The organism is Buttiauxella sp. A111, assembly GCF_014189855.1.
GTDB classification, from domain to species: domain Bacteria; phylum Pseudomonadota; class Gammaproteobacteria; order Enterobacterales; family Enterobacteriaceae; genus Buttiauxella; species Buttiauxella selenatireducens.
This window is the reverse complement of the sequence record NZ_BJFN01000001.1, coordinates 92,658-110,950: the sequence shown is the minus strand read 5'-3', so window position 1 is coordinate 110,950 and position 18,293 is coordinate 92,658. Positions and strand designations below refer to the sequence as shown.

General features: G+C 52.5%; 11 protein-coding genes. 5 read left to right on the top strand and 6 right to left on the bottom strand.

Annotated features, from left to right (window positions below; genetic code table 11):
• Position 1 precedes the first annotated feature (1 nt).
• From BSPA111_RS00410 to BSPA111_RS00385, 6 genes are all read right to left on the bottom strand, one after another.
• The gene (locus BSPA111_RS00410) at positions 2-1,741 is read right to left on the bottom strand and encodes a type I secretion system permease/ATPase (RefSeq protein ID WP_183269252.1); all 1,740 of its coding nucleotides are present in this window, start codon (positions 1,739-1,741) and stop codon (positions 2-4) included.
• A gap of 10 nt (positions 1,742-1,751) precedes the next feature.
• Positions 1,752-7,112, bottom strand: a complete 5,361-nt coding sequence (locus BSPA111_RS00405) for a peroxidase family protein (RefSeq protein WP_183269251.1) — start codon at positions 7,110-7,112, stop codon at positions 1,752-1,754.
• An 875-nt stretch (positions 7,113-7,987) separates the two neighbouring features.
• Positions 7,988-9,256, bottom strand: a complete 1,269-nt coding sequence (locus BSPA111_RS00400; RefSeq protein WP_183269250.1) for an FAD/NAD(P)-binding oxidoreductase — start codon at positions 9,254-9,256, stop codon at positions 7,988-7,990.
• Positions 9,253-9,501, bottom strand: a complete 249-nt coding sequence (locus tag BSPA111_RS00395; RefSeq protein ID WP_183269249.1) for a (2Fe-2S)-binding protein — start codon at positions 9,499-9,501, stop codon at positions 9,253-9,255. Before BSPA111_RS00395 ends, BSPA111_RS00400 begins: the two co-directional genes overlap by 4 nt.
• The gene (locus tag BSPA111_RS00390; RefSeq protein ID WP_183269248.1) at positions 9,498-10,613 is read right to left on the bottom strand and encodes an FAD-binding oxidoreductase; all 1,116 of its coding nucleotides are present in this window, start codon (positions 10,611-10,613) and stop codon (positions 9,498-9,500) included. The genes BSPA111_RS00395 and BSPA111_RS00390 overlap by 4 nt, the downstream gene beginning before the upstream one ends.
• Positions 10,613-11,563, bottom strand: a complete 951-nt coding sequence (locus BSPA111_RS00385) for a 4-hydroxyproline epimerase (RefSeq protein ID WP_183269247.1) — start codon at positions 11,561-11,563, stop codon at positions 10,613-10,615. The genes BSPA111_RS00390 and BSPA111_RS00385 overlap by 1 nt, the downstream gene beginning before the upstream one ends.
• A 365-nt stretch (positions 11,564-11,928) precedes the next feature.
• Between BSPA111_RS00385 and BSPA111_RS00380 the strand changes: the two genes are divergently transcribed.
• From BSPA111_RS00380 to BSPA111_RS00360, 5 genes are all read left to right on the top strand, one after another.
• Complete coding sequence (locus BSPA111_RS00380; protein ID WP_183269246.1) at positions 11,929-12,774, top strand: AraC family transcriptional regulator; 846 nt, start codon at positions 11,929-11,931, stop codon at positions 12,772-12,774.
• Between the two features lie 194 nt (positions 12,775-12,968).
• On the top strand, positions 12,969-13,889 hold the full coding sequence (locus tag BSPA111_RS00375; RefSeq protein WP_183269245.1) for a dihydrodipicolinate synthase family protein: 921 nt from the start codon (positions 12,969-12,971) through the stop codon (positions 13,887-13,889).
• Between the two features lie 60 nt (positions 13,890-13,949).
• On the top strand, positions 13,950-15,566 hold the full coding sequence (locus BSPA111_RS00370; protein ID WP_183269244.1) for an aldehyde dehydrogenase (NADP(+)): 1,617 nt from the start codon (positions 13,950-13,952) through the stop codon (positions 15,564-15,566).
• A 20-nt stretch (positions 15,567-15,586) separates the two neighbouring features.
• Positions 15,587-17,152 carry an APC family permease gene (locus tag BSPA111_RS00365; protein WP_183269243.1) on the top strand — a complete coding sequence of 522 codons (1,566 nt, stop codon included), beginning with the start codon at positions 15,587-15,589 and terminating at the stop codon, positions 17,150-17,152.
• On the top strand, positions 17,152-18,186 hold the full coding sequence (locus tag BSPA111_RS00360) for an Ldh family oxidoreductase (RefSeq protein ID WP_255459190.1): 1,035 nt from the start codon (positions 17,152-17,154) through the stop codon (positions 18,184-18,186). Before BSPA111_RS00365 ends, BSPA111_RS00360 begins: the two co-directional genes overlap by 1 nt.
• The last annotated feature ends 107 nt before the right edge of the window (positions 18,187-18,293 follow it).

Below are 18,293 nucleotides of genomic sequence, written 5' to 3'. Positions count from 1 at the left end.
ATCAGGCCTCACGTTGCTGTTCATTACTCGCTGAAGGTGCGGTTGACACGGGTTTTAAAATGTTGGCTTGGCGTAGGCTGGTGAAAACCTGGTCGCGGGTTCCAAATTCCTGTATGGCTCCCTCATTAAGCAGTAAGACTTTATTGACCACACCGAGCAGCGTCGGGCGATGCGAGATAATGACTGTGGTTTGCCCCTGAGTACGCAGGGTATTAATTGCCTTAACCAGGGCAAGTTCACCGGCATCATCCAGATTGGCATTCGGTTCATCCAGTACGATGAAAGCGGGATTGTTATAGACGGCACGCGCCAGACCAATACGCTGCCGCTGCCCACCGGATAACTGGTGTCCGCCCGCGCCGAGGAGCGTGTCGTAGCCCTGCGGCAGGCGTAAAATCATCTCGTGTACACCAGCAAGAACCGCGGCGGCCACAATAAGTTCGCTATCATTTTTTTCAAAACGGGCGATGTTTTGCGCGATGCTGCCGTCAAACAATTCAACTTCTTGCGGCAGATAGCCAATGGCAGGGCCGAGTAACGCTTTATCCCATTGGCAAATATCTGCGCCATCCAGGCGAACCTTGCCAGATAACGGTGCCCATACGCCGACCAGCAGCTTCGCAAGCGAGGTTTTTCCTGATGCGGAAGGGCCAATAATGCCCAGCACTTCACCTTGTTCCAGTTGGAATGAGATATTACGCAACAGTGGTGCTTTCTGACCGGGTGCCGCAGCAAACACGCTTTCTACGCTGATATTTCCTTTTGGGCGCGGCAAAGTCAGGATGTCTTTGGGCGCCGGGTAATCCTTGAGCAAAGTCGATAACTGGTGCCAGGCGCTACGAAACTGCACAAACTGCTTCCAGCTACCAATGATTTGCTCCACCGGGTTCAGAACTCTTCCAAGAATGATGGACGAAGCAATCATCAGCCCCGGGGTAATTTGCCCCCCGATCACCAGTAATGCGCCGGCACCCAGTGCGACAGATTGCAGTAGTACGCGCACAAAGCGGCTCAAACTGCTTAATCCTGCGTTTTTATCGGCTATCTGCGTTTGTAAGACCAGCACTTTGCTGTGCTGTTCCTGCCAGTTGAGTTTCAGGGTGGAAAGCATTCCCATTGCTTCAATGGCATCCGAATTTTGCAATTGTTTATTGAGTTTGGTGGCGTTGTTGATGGTCAACGCATGAGCTTGTTGAATAGGGCGTTTGGTTGATATTTCAGAAACCACTGTCAGGGCAAATAATATGAGTATCCCCCCCAGAGCGAGATACCCGAGCAGCGGGTGGACAATAAATGCAATGAATAAATAGATCGGCGTCCAGGGAATATCAAGCAACGCAAATAAACTGTTACCGGAAAGAAACTGGCGAATTTGGTCCAGCTCTGCCAGCGACTGGGCCGGGTTATTTTCGCCAGTTGAAACCTTTCTTTTAAACGCGGCATTAAACACTAATTGGCTTAATTTTACATCCAGTCGGTTGCCAAGTCTGACCATAACACTTGAACGGGCAGACTCAATCATCGCAATCACGATATATAAACCGACTATCAGTAACGTTAACATCAGTAATGTCGTCGTATTTTTACTGACTAAAACTCGGTCATAGACCTGCAACATATAGATTGCCGGCGCCAGCATAAGCATATTAATCACACAACTAAAAAACAGCAGCATAATAAATGTGGATTTCGTTCCCTTTAATGCATTCTTCAGTTCTGTTGGCGTATGCTGGCGCGACATAGTTTTCTCCTTACGCGATCAATGAACTATTGCCATTGTTAGCGGCAAAGGTTGACGGTATTTCCAGAATAAAATCACCGATGGTGACGGTGGTTGAATTGACACCGACTAAGGTAATCGTGTCAGCGCCGACGGTGACGACGGTATTCCCACCGCTACCAGAGATCCCGACATTTGCCGCAAAATTACCCGCGGTAATGCCCAGCAAACTCAGATCGAGGTAATCCTGCCCACCTGCGGGAGCACTGTCGAAACCGGTGATACGATCCTGCCCAAAGCTTGCGCTGAAGGCGAAGATGTCTTCCCCGGTGCCGCCATCCATGTTGTCATTACCCGCTTGACCATTGAGTATGTCGTTGCCGGTTCCTCCCGCCATGACATCGGCACCTGCGCCACCAATCATGACGTCGTTGCCGTTTCCACCCTGAAGATTATCGATTCCGTCGCCGCCATCCAGGAAGTCATTGCCCCCTCCGCCTGACACCTGGTCGTTGCCGCCCATCCCAAACAGCGAGTCATTACCATTCCCGCCGGTAATAATGTTGGCGAGGGCATTCCCTGTACCGATGAAATTGCCTGTTCCGGTGTACACCAGTTCTTCAACGTTATCGGTCAAATCGTAACTGCTGAGGTTGGTTCGGACGACATCCGTCCCGCCATTCGCGCCTTCTATGACAACATCACCCGCATTATCAACGATGTAAGTGTCGTTACCGGCACCACCCGTCATACTGTCAGCACCCAGGCCGCCATCGAGTGTGTCGTTTCCGGTATCCCCTTGCAGGATATCGTTACCGGCTTCACCCAACAGGTTGTCATTGCCTGCACCACCGACCAGCAAATCGTCGCCCGCCCGTCCTTGTAGGGTATCGTTGCCACCTTCGCCGCGCAGGATGTCACTCCATGCGGTACCGTTGAGGTTGTCAGTACCGTTATTACCCACCATCAGATCGCCGACAGGCTGGGTTGTGGTAGAAGTCAGGACAACAGGGGGGTTACCCTCATCATCAACGACGGTGACGACCACCTGCAACGTCCGACCCACCGCGGCCTGGCCTGGTGTATATGTGGCAGCAGTCGCTCCGAGAATGTTGGTAAACCCGTTCCCGTTCGCGTTGCTCATTCTCCACTGGTAGCTAAAATTACCCCCGCTCAGGCCGTCAGCATCGGTAATACCGGAAACAACAGCGGTAAGCGTCAGGCTTTCGGTTGGCGTCAGGTCATTGATGACCGGCTGCCCCAGGGTTGCCTGATTTCGTGGCACAACAGCCTGTGTTTGGCTTGAAACCAGTCTTTCCGCATCACCCATCTGGTCATTGAAACTGGCAACCACGCGCAATGCCGCACCCTGGGCTGTTCCCGGCACCCGGAACTCAGCCCCGGTTGCCTGATCCCGCCATTCGCCGCCGATAAAGGCCTGCCATGTCAGTGTTATTGCGGCGTTAGCGGCAATACCGTTGCCATCACTTAAATTAGCCAGGTTGACTCGCAGAAGGTCGCCCACCTGAGGTGTCGCATTACTGATGGCGAGATTCCCGGTAGCCTGTTGTGCCGTCACCCATAGCTGCTTACCATCGCCAAACTCCAGTTTTTCGATGTTCAGCAGGCGGTCAATACCATCATTGAGGTTCAATGCGGCATTAGGCGTGGCATGGTCGACACGCAGACTGCCGTCCGCCATACGGGTGAAGACGTAGTTGCTGCTGATATCACGATAAACCGCAACGTCGATGTCTCCGCTGTTATTCTCACGCAGGATCTCACGCACAATGGAGAGTTGGTCGGGTTTTAAAGTGCCAGCCAGCATGTAAGATTTCAGCTCGTTCATGCCGTCCACACTGGTGATACCCGGCAAACCACTGACCGCAATGCGCACGTTCAGCCATGAGTCGCCATCGATGATGTCATTACCTGCTTTACCGGTTATGCGGTCGCTGCCGCCGCCGCCGAGTAAAATATCGCCGCCGTTATCGGGGTTAAACAGCACGGCATTCGGGTCAGAAGAACGTGCAACGCCGAGGATCTGTTGCAGCCCCGCAATCCGGTCAGCCCCTTCCTGAGTCAGATTATTGGAAAGCGGAACCCCCTGAACCGGCGCGGTGCCGAGAGGTTGCTCAGTGCCCGTTAACACGTCGTTGTGTTTCCAGCCCGATAGCCCTTCGACCAGGTCGAAACGATCCCGCAGGATAAATTCCTGTTGGTTGACGAAAATCGGAATACCGAGGTCAGAGTTAGCGCCATTTGGGTCGCCTTTATGGATTGCCCAGTCGAAACCGGCCATCCCATTATTGCGCTGAATACCCGCGCCCTGAACCATGATGTCGTCACCTGCTTCGCCATCATAGTCAGTATCGTTACCCTGGCCGTTCAGGACATCGTGACCGACAATCGTACTGTTGAAGAACAACTCGGAGTTCTCACCGGTAAGCGAGTCAAACCCGTCACCGCCTTCCAACCAGTCGTCACCTTCATTGCCAAGCAGGGCATCACCACCGGAACCACCCTGTACAAAGTCATTATCGCGACCTGCAAAGACTTCCTGTGCATCTTCGCCCACCACGATAAAATCACTGCCGCTGCCACCGAAGACCAGATCGTTACCGTTACCCGAGAAGATGACATCATGACCCGCATCGCCATGCAGGAAGTCGGCATCCCCAACAGGCGTCCCGGTGTCAGTAATAATGTCATCACCGTCACCACCGTGAACCACGTCAGCTTCATCACCACCATCAAGGCGGTCATCGCCCGCATCGCCCCACAGGCTGTCGATACCTTTACCGCCGATTAGCGTATCGTTACCGGCAGTACCACCCAGCACCACATGGCCGTCACCGGTATATTTAAGGTAACCGCCGTCTTTTGCACCGTCGCCGTCAACATCCGTTGTGGCATCGCGCCGAACCAGCAGCGGGCTCAGCAGATCTTTCAATGGATTACCCCATTTCGGATCGAGTTCGGTTTGCAACACACGGTTGACTTCAAAAATATGGTCCGGGGTCTGGAACAGGTTAGCGGGCAGGTGAGAGGAACCACTTTCGCCCAGGTCGCTGTTGCGCATCACCAGCGCGGAGAATGAGTTTGCTTCCAGCTCGTTGAGTAAGTTCAACCCTTGAACACGGCTTAGATAGTAGAACCGGTCGCCGTCTTGCAGCATTTCCATTTGCGTTTCAAAGACAAAGTTGAAGGTTGAACCGAGCATTCCACCAAACTCGTTTTTGCGCTCAGCAAGGCCACCAATCCAGAAATCGATCATATTCAGACCGGATTCTTTTGTCGCCCAGGCCCCGGTGCTGTTGAAGAAGTCCATCGCATCAGACGGAGGGGCTGAGTTGGCGTCGCCAAACAGCAGGAAGTTGACCGCCGCACGTTTCCCTTCAAGGGTGGTGGCATTCAAAATCAGCTCATGCTGGCCGTAGGCGGCCATAAAGTTGATGATGGAAGCCGGGTTTTTCAGGTAAGTCGTGAAATCCGCCCAACTGGTGTAAGGCCGTAACTCGCTGTTACCGGTTAACTCAAAGAATTGCTCGCGCGCCTGGTTCAGCGTCGGCATTCCTGTATCACGGCCACGGGCAATGTTAAGTGCCCCTAGATCAAGCGGAAGGCCGATTAGGTTGTTGCGCAGGGCATCGGTAATGAATTCATCAATTTCATTACCCACTTGCCGCGTCATGCCGCGAACAATTGCACCGATGGCCTGGTCATCGGAAACCGTTGCACCGTTAATTTGATTAAAGGCGACCGGATTGAGGAAGGCGGCTATCAGGCCAATATCGCCATTCTCCATATCAATGTCGGTACGCGCGACCGTTTCAGTCAGCATCGAGTGGCCAAAACGGTAAACCACATGCGCAAACTCAGCGAAGATAGCCGGATTGATGTCCGCACTGTTGGAGAAGACAAACGGATCGACCGCCGGTTGTACGGTACGAGCGAATTCTTCGAAAACAAGGTGCTGGTATTGCATCTCAGTGGTAAAACGACCTGCCTGGAATAGGTATTCGCCGTTCCAGACCAGGGTACTGGTATCGGCAGGCAGTTCAGTTATCTGGTGATTCGGCATTAACCATTGGTTAATCAGGTCAATATCACCAGATCCCAGAATGGTGGTTTTATACTCTTCGACCAGGCGGTTATGCTCGCTGTGAAACACTGCATGCACGGCGGTCAGGCCGATATTTTCGTTACCGCGCCCATCACCCGTGATGAAATGCCGATCGAGCAGTTCATCATCGTAGGTTCCTGGAGCCTGAACGCCACCAATCGCATTGTCGTCATCCGCCACCAGACCTTTCGGATTGGCAGTATGGGCAATGTCATCGAGGAAAGCGTGGCCGGTGCGGAGGGTATTTGGCGGCAAAACATCACCGTTGGCTTCAATCAAGCCGCCAGGGGCACCGTTTATGGGTGCGGTAACAATCTGCACTTTACCGTTTTCACTTAAGATCAAATTACCGTAACGGTCAGTCGCCAGCAGCGGAACGTTAAACACATCCTGATCGGTAAGTTTAATTCCGAGTAAGGTTTCAGCCTGGTTCTTAACATCTGCCCAGGTTGCCAGGCCACCGTTAGCCCCACCTAATAAATTACCCGTAGGTTCAGGTTTCCCATCAATTAATACATATTCGCGGATGAATATCTGATGGGAAGGGTGAGAGGTATAGGTTTGGTTTTGATCAATGAATGGGGTGGTGGTATTTTTAGTTTCGTGATTCTTATCAACTTCTGCCCGGGTTAATATCATGAAGTTATTAGGATTAGGGTTGTCTTTTGTAGGCTCTACAAATAAAGGGTCATCGGGTTGCAACTGAATGAAAACAATGCCATTGCCACCTTTAGGAATTAAATCCAGTCCATGGTCAAAAAACTGACCAAAGAATGTCATCCAGCCATTAAAAGCAGGGGACAGACCAATATCGGGAGACAGGTTAGGGATGGACAAGCTGCCATTTGCCGACGTTGCGCCTCCCCCTGGCGCACCAGCCAGATCTTCATGTGCTTCAACCGCAGCGGGGTTGGTGGCCGTCTGATCTGAAATTAAGTTACTGATAATACGCGGGTCTGCATCTTTGACCATTCCCCCAATTTGGGTGTAACTGGTCATGTCATCCGCATCTTGTAAGTTCAATGCGGTGAGTCTTGGCATAGTTTGATCGGCTGATCCGTAGAGTTCCTGTCCGGGCAGAAGGTTATTCCACGAACCATCTACTGTACGTAACCCGTAAGGCAATAACGGGCTGGAAACAGCATCACGCAGGGCTTCGCCATTGATACTACCGTCTGCGTTTGTTGCTCCTTCGGATATTTTGATCTGCTTAAGGATAAATGCAAGGTCGTGAAGCGTGACCGTAAAGTCATATTGTGAGGCCATAAATAATTACCCCTATTTTACTCTCAAAATCTATCATCACTCGTTTCTGCCACTTCGATAAAAAGGGCAGGAGAATGAACCGTTTTCTAAGAACAGGTTATTCAATTGCTGTTGTGTGTCTAAAATCCTTATTATTTAAATTAAACTATCGCCATCCTGTGTTGAGTAATTCTCCATGAATATTAATTAGCAGGTTAAGTTATTTATCGTATTTGCCGAGAGTTACGCATGTGCACGCGGCCTCCACATTTTGAAAATGCGGATGCATTCGAGGCAAATAAGTTTTAGAAAGTGACGTTAACAATCTGGGTGGTTTATTGAGGTTTTCATCTCACATTACATTTTTGTTATGATCATAACTATGGTTTCTCCCGGCATTACTTCTCTCATACTTTTTTATTAAAATGTAAAAATGAACATATTTTGTCATATGTATTTCACGGGGCAGTCCATTTTGACTATTAGAACCTTCAATATTAAGCAGTTAAAGTATGAATTTACACAAGCTTTGCGGCAAGTGATTCCATACCTACCTGTTTGATAAATATTGTTTTTTATTTATGTGGTAAGCGGTGTAGGAGGGATGTTTTCTTAAATGTTACAAATAAGAAATAGTCTCATTATCAATGGCCAGAGATGCGTCTTTTCATTTCTTTACATTCTGATTTGACATAAAAACTGTTTTGTTGCGGGGGTATGATTAAATATCAGTCAGGGAATAACCATTAAAGGTTATTAATTGTATTCTGGGAATAGAGGTTTTTTGTTGTTTCACTCATGCCCCTGATGGGGCATTTCGCGGTTTACCATTTGTACGCATCAATAATCGATTCAGTCAGGGATTTCTTTGGGATAATTAAAACTTATATACTCAATTAACTTATATCTTTTGGCGGGTGGGGCGTAAGGCTGACCAACGTTTCGAGCCGTACCGGAGTCAACGGTACTCTTGGTTGCGGCAGGGGCCAGTCAAGCAGATAGCGCGCGGCGGTGGCGCAAATTTTCCCCTGACAAGCCCCCATACCACAGCGGCTGTTCAGTTTGGCGGCCATCCAACCCGTTTGACGACTCATCTGTCCCAGTGAGACATCCTCACAGCGGCACAAAAAGGTGTCGGCGGTGCCCAGGGTTTTCAGCCTGGGATTAAGCACAAACGTTTGGCTCACCGCAGCGGCAAAACGTTGCCATTTACTGCGTTTTTCCAGCAGTGCCCGAGCGGACGCGATGTTACCGCTGGCGGCATACCCGGCAATGGCACCTTCCGCTAAAGCCAGTTCACTACCACCTACACCAGTACATTCACCCGCCGCATACAGATTGGTAATACTGGTTTGTTGCATATCATCGACGGCAATGGCAGCATTTTCTATTCGGCAACCCATTAACATGGCTAACTCAATATTTGCCACCAGCCCGAATCCGCAGGCTAATCGAGAGCAGGCTATTGTTCGAACCTTTCCACCCTGTTGGACACGGACAGCCGTGAGCCGTTGCTGGCCTTGCGCTTCCAGAACATAACTATTGGCTCGATAGTGTCGGTTCATTAAACGTAATGATTGCCGCACTTTTTCGGGCCAATGCCAGAGTCCACTGGCGAAACGGGCCAGGCTTGTGACAGAAGCCTGCTCGGCCAGCAACGTGACCTTACCGCCCGCTTGAGTGACGCTATCGGCAACCGCCAGTAATAACGGACCACTGCCCGCAATGACAACCCGCTCACCTTGAAGCGATAAGCCATTTTTGATTTGTGCCTGCAAGCCCCCCGCACCCGTTACGCCGGGCAGTGTCCAGCCAGGGAAGGGCAGTAACAGTTCGCGCGCGCCGCAGCATAAGATTAAACGTTGATAGTCGATAGTCCCGCAACCCTTGTCGTTCTCGTACAGGAGCTGCTGTGGCCCGCTTTGTGCCACAATTTTTGTGCCACTGAGCAAGGTGACGTTATCCAACGCCGTAATAGCTTGCCGATAAAACTGCGCGAGCGTGGGTAATACAGCCGCAGGCCCATCACGCCAGATTTGTCCGCCAGGACGAGGGTTATCATCCAGCATCACTATTTGTTGTCGGCTTTCGCTTGCGGCCAACGCGGCGGACATCCCGGCGGGGCCTGCACCGATAATCAATACTTCGCAGCGCACGTTATTCATTTGTTCCCACTCCTTTCGATTTTCATCCCGCCCTGACACAAGGTTTGGCAAGCCAGCCGTTGTATGCCATCGATGATGACCCGACATTCCTGACACACGCCCATGCCACAAAAAGCCGCACGCGGTTGCTGGCTAACGGACATCCGGCAATGATCCTGTCCGCTTGAGCTGAGGGCTGCGGCCACGGTGATACCTTCCTGTACCTGATAGGGAAGCCCGGCGATGGTTAAGGAGATCAGTTTCATAAGAGGGACTCTTCTGTGGCGAACATACGCGCAGCGAGATAAGGGGTGTCATCTATGGCTGTGCGCTGTTGTTGAATTTGTGCCGCGACCAGCGCAGCACTTCCCAACGCCGTGGTGACGCCCAATCCTTCGTGCCCGAGTGCCAACCAAAGCCATGGATAAGCAGGATGGGGACCGAGCAAGGGTAGCCCGTCGGCTGATGCGGCCCGAAATCCCGCCCAGCAGCGGATGATGCTCATTTTTGCAAGTCCAGGCAGGAAATCGGTGGCGCGTTTGAGCATGGTGGCAAGCAATGGCATATCAATTGCCGGGTCGAGCGTGTCAAACTGGCGTGAGGAGCCGATCAGCAATTGCCCGGTCGGACGAGCCTGAACGTTAAATGCCACCGAGGTACCATTTGCCGCATGCGCGCTGGCTCCGTAGCCTAGCTCTACCAATTGATGCTTCACCGTATGCGGGTAGCGATCGGTGATGGCCAGTTGGCCTTTTTTCGCTCTGAGTAGCGGAGTTGGCAAGAGCTTATCGGCTTGTAATCCACAGGCGAGCGTTATCACCGGCGCGCTAAGTCGCTGCCCGCTGGCTAAAACCACTGCCTGCTGTTCTAACGCGACCACTTCGCCATAGACCCGCTGGACGGCTTCACCCGCGTCTTCAATTAACCAACGAGCGGCATTAGGGGCATAAATAATGCCGTCCCCCGGGACGTGCAAACCGCCCGCTAATCCGCCACGCAGCATGGGTTCAAGCTGTGCAACCTGTTGTGGACTCAGAATTTCACTGTTCGCACCCAATGCCGCCATCCGTTGCTTTTTAACTTCTGCAATGGCCATTTCTTCTGGCTTTTCCGCGATCCACAGCGTGCCGCAACCGTGCCAGGCACAGTTGTCGGGCATACGGTCTACCACGCCGCGCCACAAATTCAGGGAGTAGCTGCTCAGCGCCAATTCTGCGGGATTGTCATCCATACAAACCAGATGCCCCATACCCGCCGCGGTGGCGCCAGGGCGTTGATCGTCAATCAATAACACCCTTAACCCTTGCTGTGCTAACTGCCAGGCGCAGGCAGCACCGATAATACCCGCGCCAATGACAATCGCATCGGCGGTAGCCATTAACGGATCCCCCATGCAAAAGCGTCACGTTCATGCAGCAAAAGTTGGCTATCAGCGCAGACAAAAGCCTGGCCGCGAATAAAAGGTGTCACGCGGTTACCCGTATTGGGCTGGAAATATCCGCTGAATTCACTGCCGATCACACTGGCCTGTCGCCACACTTCACCTGGCTGTAATTTACCGTCTGCGGCAAGGCATGCGAGTTTGGCGCTGGTTCCGGTGCCACACGGCGAGCGGTCGTAAGCCTTACCTGGGCACAAGACGAAATTGCGGCTGTCAGCGTGTTCATCGTCACAGAAGAGCTCGATATGATCGATGATCCCGCCGTCTTCACCGTAGATCCCCGCGTTTTCTAACGCCTGTCGAACCGCCCAACTAAAGTCCGTGAGGGCGTCCAGATTGTTTGTGGAAATAGCCAGATGATGGTCGCTGATGAGAAAGAACCAGTTTCCTCCCCATGCAATATCGCCGGTTACCACGCCATAGCCGTCAACCTGCACAGCGACCTGCTGGCGGTAGCGCCAGGCAGGGACATTTTCGATAGTGACGCTGCCATCGGTATGCAGCGTGGCGCTTACCGTGCCGACCGGGGTTTCAATCAGGTGTTCGCCAACTCCGATGCGGCCCAGGTATGCCAGGGAGGTGATTAACCCAATCGTACCGTGGCCGCACATGCCCAGATAACCCGTATTATTGAAAAAGATCACACCGGCTGCGGCCTCAGGTGAGCAAGGTTTGCAGAGCAAAGCCCCGACTAAAACATCGTTACCACGGGGTTCCAGAATGACGGCGCTGCGCCAGTCATCATACTGCTGTGCGAAGAGCGCTTTACGCTCAGCCATGCTGCCGTTACCCAGGTCAGGGAAACCATCGATAATCAGCCGGGTAGGTTCACCGCCGGTGTGGGAATCGATCGCGCGTAATGCGATGAAGGGGGATGCAGGTGTCATCGGAGTCTCTCAATGGTTAATTAAATGTTACCAATGGATGTAGACTGACCGAAAACTCGCTATCACGGCTTGACCTGTTTCGGCAAAGGAAATGCCGAAATTAGCACAATGCAAAAACGCCTGAGCTTATCCATTCTTCAGAAGCAAGCGAATTAACATGGTTAATTACTTGTTTATCAATTGGTTAATTGAATTTCAGTTGAGGCTCATGGCTCACTATCTTGAAACGCGTCAATGAAATAACAAAAGTTTGCGGCAATCCGCATAATCAATCGAACGCGCTTGATAAGTTAATGAAAAGTTAATATTGATCCAGGTGAGTTAAAAACAACCCACTATGGCCATTCGCGGGAAAAGGTATTTCTATGCGATTAACCCAAAGCTTTAATGCCCCTCCGCTGACTCCCTGCATAGCTGAGCAGGAAGCGGAGGAGTCATTTGCTGTCGATCAACTCAAACTGCTCTGTGATGGCCTGGCACAACAGCGCCCCAGTTCGTTACGGAGTATGTTGAATTCACTGGCATTGATTGCACCGCTACTTAATGCCATTCCCAATGTGGTGTTCTTTATCAAAGACCGGCAGGCACGCTATCTGCTGGCGAATCTCACATTAGCCAAACGTTGTGGTTTTAAAACGGTGACGCCGCTGTTAGGTAAAACCTCGGCAGACGTGTTCCCGACGCAGTTGGGTTCAGGCTACACCGAGCAAGATCTTCGGGTATTACACCAGGGCGTGCAGATTCAGGATCAGCTTGAAATGCACCTTTATAGCGGCCGCGAAACGGGTTGGTGTCTGACGCAAAAGCTGGCGCTGTATGACCGGCAGGGCAAGATTATCGGCATGGCCGGGATCTCACATGACCTGCAGGAAGCGAAAGCTAACCATCCGGCTTATCAACGATTGGCGGCGTTGGATATTTACATCCGCCAGCATTACGACAGGCCGATTGCGATGGACGAATTACGCACGCTGACCGGGCTTTCCGTTGCACAAATTGAGCGTTACTGCAAACGTATTTTCCACCTGACACCGCGTCAGATGATCCACAAAGTTCGGCTTGAGAAGGCCACCGAACTGCTGGCAAGCGACTTACCCATTACCGATATCGCCATACAGTGTGGCTATACAGACCACAGCGCTTTCAGCCGCCAGTTTAAAGCCATGACCGGCGCTACCCCTCGCGATTTTCGTGCCACGCTAGTTCCCTAATCCCCTGAAGTTATTCGTTTTATGATGCGGCTGCGTCAGAGTATTTTCTGCGCGCCGCCCTCCATCATTATGCCAATTTCGTCCTCGCATTCGGTGAAAACCGTCAAGCCGCTACTGAGAATACAGGTCAATCTGTTATCGAATTTCACCAAATATTAACCATCAATTAACAACTCAGGCGATAGGACAAAACGATGAGCCATAAAGCGATTAACTGGAGTGGTGTGTTCCCTGCGGTCAGTACTCAGTTCCGCAAAGATTTTTCTCTGGACCTGGATGCGACCCATGCGGTGATTAAAAACCTGGTCAAAGACGGTGTCTCTGGCCTGGTGGTATGTGGCACGGTAGGTGAAAACACCTCGATGACCACGCAGGAGAAACTGGCGGTGATTGAAGTGGCGAAAGACGCCGCTCAAGGCAAAGTGCCTGTCATCGCAGGGATTGCCGAATTTACCACCGCCTTCGCGCAGAACATGGCACGTGAAGCTGAAAAAGCCGGTGTTGATGGCGTGATGGTGATGCCTGCTCTGGTTTATTCTTCGAAACCGCATGAAACGGCAGCACATTTCCGCAGCGTGGCCAGCGCCACCGATTTGCCTATCATGGTCTATAACAACCCGCCTATTTATAAAAATGATGTCACGCCAGACATCCTGACCTCGCTGGTCGATTGCGACAACATCGTCTGTTTCAAAGACTCTTCTGGCGATACCCGTCGCTTTATCGATTTACGCAATGCGGTCGGCGATCGCTTTGTGTTATTCGCAGGCCTGGACGATGTGGTCCTGGAAAGCCTCGCCGTGGGCGCGGAAGGGTGGATCTCGGGCATGTCCAATGCCTTCCCACGCGAAGGGGAAACCTTGTTCCGCCTGGCTAAGCAAAAACGTTTCGAAGAAGCTCTGGCCCTGTATAGCTGGTTTATGCCGTTGCTGCATCTGGATGCCCGCCCGGATCTGGTGCAGTGCATCAAGCTGTGTGAAGAGCGCGTTGGCCGTGGCAGTGCGGTGACCCGTCCGCCACGTTTGGCATTGCAGGGGGAAACGTTGAAAGAAGTGACGGCGATCATCGACACCGCCCTGGCAAACCGTCCGGCTCTGCCAGACGTCGGCCTGTAATCAACCATAACGGCCCGGCATTTTACCGGGCTTTATCGGGCAATCGAACAGGGGAAACCGATGTCGACACACAGCACTAACGCCCTGAGTGGCAAACAGTTTATTGGCGGGCAGCGCATAGCCAGCGGTGACGCCGAACTCATCAGCCTACGGGCCGATAATCAACAGCCAACAGGCTACCGTTTCTATCAAGCAAGCCTTACAGAAGTTGATGCCGCCGCGCAGGCTGCGGCCCGTGCATTCAACGTCTATTCGCAAACCAGTGCCGAGCAGCGAGCAGATTTTCTTGCCGCAATCGCTGATGAACTGGATGCGTTGGGGGACGACTTTTTTGCTTTTGCCACACAGGAGACGGCACTGCCTCTCCCACGTCTGACCGGTGAACGAGGAAGAACAAGCGGGCAGATGCGTTTATTCGCCGAATTGTTACGCAGTGGCCGTGTGCACGGGGCAAAGATTGATAGCGCATTGCCCGATCGTACGCCGCTGCCAAGACCTGATTTACGGCAGTATCGCACCGCTATCGGTCCTGTAGCCGTGTTTGGCGCCAGCAACTTTCCTCTGGCGTTTTCCACCGCCGGTGGGGATACCGCAGCCGCGTTAGCCGCCGGTTGTCCGGTGGTATTTAAGGCTCATAGCGGCCATATGATCACCGCTGAATTAACCGCGCTGGCCATTGAGCGTGCCGTGCAAAAACAGCAGATGCCAGCGGGTGTCTTCAATATGGTATTCGGCGGCAGCATCGGTGCCGATTTGGTGCAACATCCGGCGATTCAGGCCGTGGGATTTACCGGTTCATTGCAAGGGGGCCGGGCATTATTTGATTTAGCTATGCAACGTCCACAACCGATCCCCGTGTTTGCCGAAATGTCGAGCATCAACCCGGTCGTTGTCATGCCGCAGGCGCTGGCTCAGCGTGGCGAAAAGATTGCCCAGGAATTGGTTTCTTCTTTCACACTCGGCTGCGGCCAGTTCTGCACCAAGCCGGGTCTCATTATCGGTAAGCGTAGCGCGGCCTTCACCCAGTTGATCGCCGATTTGCAAAAGCGAGTTAATGCCAGCCCGCCGCAGACCATGCTGAATGCCGGAACCCGGGATCATTATCTCAGCGGCTTGCAGGGATGGGATCAACATCCACAGCTGCATCATCTGGCCGGAAGCAGAGCAGAGCACGCTCACCTGGCGGTCGCCCAGCTCTATCAGGCCGATTGCCAATTATTGCTCAATGCCGATCCCCTTTTGCAGCAAGAAGTCTTTGGCCCAGTGGCGATTGTCGTGGAAGTCGCAGACCAGCAGCAGTTGCTTGCTGCGTTGGAAAACTTGCAAGGGCAGTTGACCGCCACGCTATTAGCCGATGAGGAAGACCTTGGCGAAGCAAGTGCATTGGCGCAGTTACTCACCCGTAAAGCGGGGCGAGTGCTGTTTAACGGCTACCCAACAGGTGTGGAAGTTTGCGAGGCGATGGTGCACGGCGGGCCTTATCCGGCAACCAGCGATTCGCGTGGTACTTCGGTCGGAACCCTGGCCATCGAGCGGTTTTTGCGTCCCGTCTGCCTGCAAAACTATCCCGCCGCACTGTTACCTCCAGCACTACAGGACAGCAACCCGCTGAACCTGCTGCGCTTAGTTAACGGTGAATACACTCGCGCAGCCCTGCATTCGCCTGCCACTCATTAAAAAACTGGAAAGCTAACCATATGACAACACAGGGCAAATTTAAAAAGCAGCTGACACTTACCGATTTGACGTTTATCGGCCTTGGCGCAATTTTTGGTTCCGGATGGTTATTCGCCGCAAGCCATGTGGCGTCTATCGCGGGGCCTGCCGGGATCTATTCGTGGTTGATCGGCGGGGTCGCGGTGCTATTGCTCGGCATTGTTTATTGCGAACTGGGAGCCGCACTTCCTCGCGCCGGAGGCATCATTCGTTATCCGGTGTTTTCCCACGGGGAATTGATGGGATACCTGTTGGGGTTTATCACACTGATTGCATTTTCCAGCCTGATCTCGATAGAAATCGTCGCTGCACGGCAATATGCAGCGGCCTGGTTCCCGGCACTTAGCAAGCCGGGCTCAGGCGAGCCCACCCTGATAGGTTGGGTGGTGCAATTCATCTTGCTGTGTATTTTCTTTACGCTGAATTACTACAGTGTCAAAACCTTCGCTAAATCCAATAACCTGATAAGCATTCTAAAGTTCATTGTGCCGGTGTTGGTTATCGTGGTGCTGTTCACGTTCTTCAAACCTGAAAACTTGCACAGCCAGGGGTTTGCTCCCTTTGGTTCAGCCGGAGTGGAAGCGGCTATTTCTGCCGGTGGGATTATCTTCGCCTATCTGGGGTTAACGCCCATTATCTCGGTCGCCAGTGAAGTACAAAACCCGCAGCGTACCATCCCGATAGCCCTGATTTTGTCAGTGGTGCTTTCCACCATTATCTATGTGCTGTTGCAACTGGCCTTCCTCGGCAGCATTCCTTCCGAATTGCTGAGCGGTGGCTGGCAGAACATCAGTCAACACTTCTCGCTGCCGTACCGTGATATTGCCGTAACACTGGGGATGGGATGGTTGGCCTTCCTGGTGGTGAGCGATGCCATTATTTCGCCAAGTGGCACCGGCAATATCTATATGAATGCTACGCCACGCGTCGTGTACGGGTGGGCGCGGGCAGGGACGTTCTTCAAAATTTTTACCCGTGTTGATGGCGAGTCGGGCATTCCGCGTCCGGCGCTGTGGTTAACATTTGGACTTTCTATCTTCTGGACATTGCCGTTCCCATCCTGGGAAAAGCTAATTGGGGTGGTTTCTGCCGCGCTGGTTCTGAGCTACGCCATTGCTCCGGTTACCGCCGCCGGATTACGCCGCAACGCACCGGACATGCCGCGACCGTTCTTTGTCAGGGGTTTTAGTGTATTAGGGCCGGTGTCGTTCATCATCTCGGCATTGATCGTTTACTGGTCTGGCTGGAACACCGTCTCATGGTTGCTTGGCCTGCAAATTGTGATGTTCTTTGTCTATATTCTGTTTAAAAACAAAGTGCCGACTCACACTGTCAGCCTGAAGCAGCAAGTCTGGTCGTCACTGTGGCTGATTGCTTTCTACGCATTGATTATCGTGGCTTCGTATCTGGGCAGTTTTGGTGGCATCAACGCGATTGGCCACCCGTGGGATACCCTGTTGGTGGCCAGCATCGCGCTGCTAATTTATTACTGGGGAGCTTACACCTGTTTGCCTCAGGCCAATTTTGTCGGAGATGAGGAAGAGTGATGCTAAAGGAAGAAATGGCTGTGAAAAATACCGTCAACCTTACGCTGCAAGAAGCCTGGCAGCTGGCGTATCAAGCTTTGTATCGCAATGGTTTCAGTGCCAGACATGCCGATGCGGTGGCAAAAAATGTCACCGCCGGAGAGCGCGATGGCTGCCATTCTCATGGTTTGTATCGTGTGTTGGGTTGCGTTCGTTCGCTGCAAGCTGGCAAGGTGGCGTCAGATGCTGAATCGACCCTCATCGATAGCGCCCCGGCAGTGTTGCGTGTTGATGCGCATGGCGCGTTCTCGCTATTGGCTTATCAGGCGGCGCTGCCTGAATTTGTCGCCAAAGTCCGTCACTGTGGCATTGCCGCGCTGGCAATCAATCATTGCGTTCATTTTTCCGCGCTGTGGGCGGATATCGAACCGCTTACCGAACAGGGGTTGGTTGCGCTGGCCTGCACCCCAAGCCATGCCTGGGTCACACCCGCTGGAGGAACCCAACCCTTATTTGGCACCAATCCAATAGCTTTTGGATGGCCGCGTCAGGGGAAACCTCCGTTTGTGTTTGATATGGCGACCAGTGCTGCCGCGCGGGGCGAGATTGAACTTCATCGCCGTGCGAATAAGCCGCTGCCAGAAGGTTGGGGGATAGATAGCCATGGAAATCCGTCGACCGATGCCGCCAGCGTACTGCAAGGTGCAATGTTAACGTTTGGTGGACATAAAGGATCAGCACTGGCTGCGATGGTGGAACTGATCGCCGGGCCATTGATTGGAGATATGACCAGCAAAGAATCGTTGGCATACGACCAACAGACAGGTTCTTCGCCTTATGGCGGAGAGCTGATTATTGCGATGGATCCTGAGCGTTTTCTGGGTGCTGATAAAGAGGCGTATTTAGCCAAAGCGGAAGTGCTATTCAACGATATGGCCGCGCAAGGAGCCCGCATACCTGGTGAACGGCGTTTTAAGGCGCGTCAGCACAGTGAGCAGTTTGGTGTGGAATTACCCCTGACGTTATATGAAGAGATCGTGGCGTTGGGTCAGTAACCCGGTAAAATCACGCGCTGAAAATCGTGATGCTACGTGAATTTTGACAGGGTGATGGTCTGCCAAATGTTCAGAATTCACGTAGCGCACGCATCCTTCAGGAGTTA

Coding starts and splice junctions, on each gene's coding strand:
- BSPA111_RS00410 (WP_183269252.1), bottom strand. CDS start 1,741: ATGTCGCGCCAGCATACGCCAACAGAACTGAAGAATGCATTAAAGGGA.
- BSPA111_RS00405 (WP_183269251.1), bottom strand. CDS start 7,112: ATGGCCTCACAATATGACTTTACGGTCACGCTTCACGACCTTGCATTT.
- BSPA111_RS00400 (WP_183269250.1), bottom strand. CDS start 9,256: ATGAATAACGTGCGCTGCGAAGTATTGATTATCGGTGCAGGCCCCGCC.
- BSPA111_RS00370 (WP_183269244.1), top strand. CDS start 13,950: ATGTCGACACACAGCACTAACGCCCTGAGTGGCAAACAGTTTATTGGC.
- BSPA111_RS00390 (WP_183269248.1), bottom strand. CDS start 10,613: ATGGCTACCGCCGATGCGATTGTCATTGGCGCGGGTATTATCGGTGCT.
- BSPA111_RS00385 (WP_183269247.1), bottom strand. CDS start 11,563: ATGACACCTGCATCCCCCTTCATCGCATTACGCGCGATCGATTCCCAC.
- BSPA111_RS00395 (WP_183269249.1), bottom strand. CDS start 9,501: ATGAAACTGATCTCCTTAACCATCGCCGGGCTTCCCTATCAGGTACAG.
- BSPA111_RS00375 (WP_183269245.1), top strand. CDS start 12,969: ATGAGCCATAAAGCGATTAACTGGAGTGGTGTGTTCCCTGCGGTCAGT.
- BSPA111_RS00380 (WP_183269246.1), top strand. CDS start 11,929: ATGCGATTAACCCAAAGCTTTAATGCCCCTCCGCTGACTCCCTGCATA.
- BSPA111_RS00365 (WP_183269243.1), top strand. CDS start 15,587: ATGACAACACAGGGCAAATTTAAAAAGCAGCTGACACTTACCGATTTG.
- BSPA111_RS00360 (WP_255459190.1), top strand. CDS start 17,152: ATGCTAAAGGAAGAAATGGCTGTGAAAAATACCGTCAACCTTACGCTG.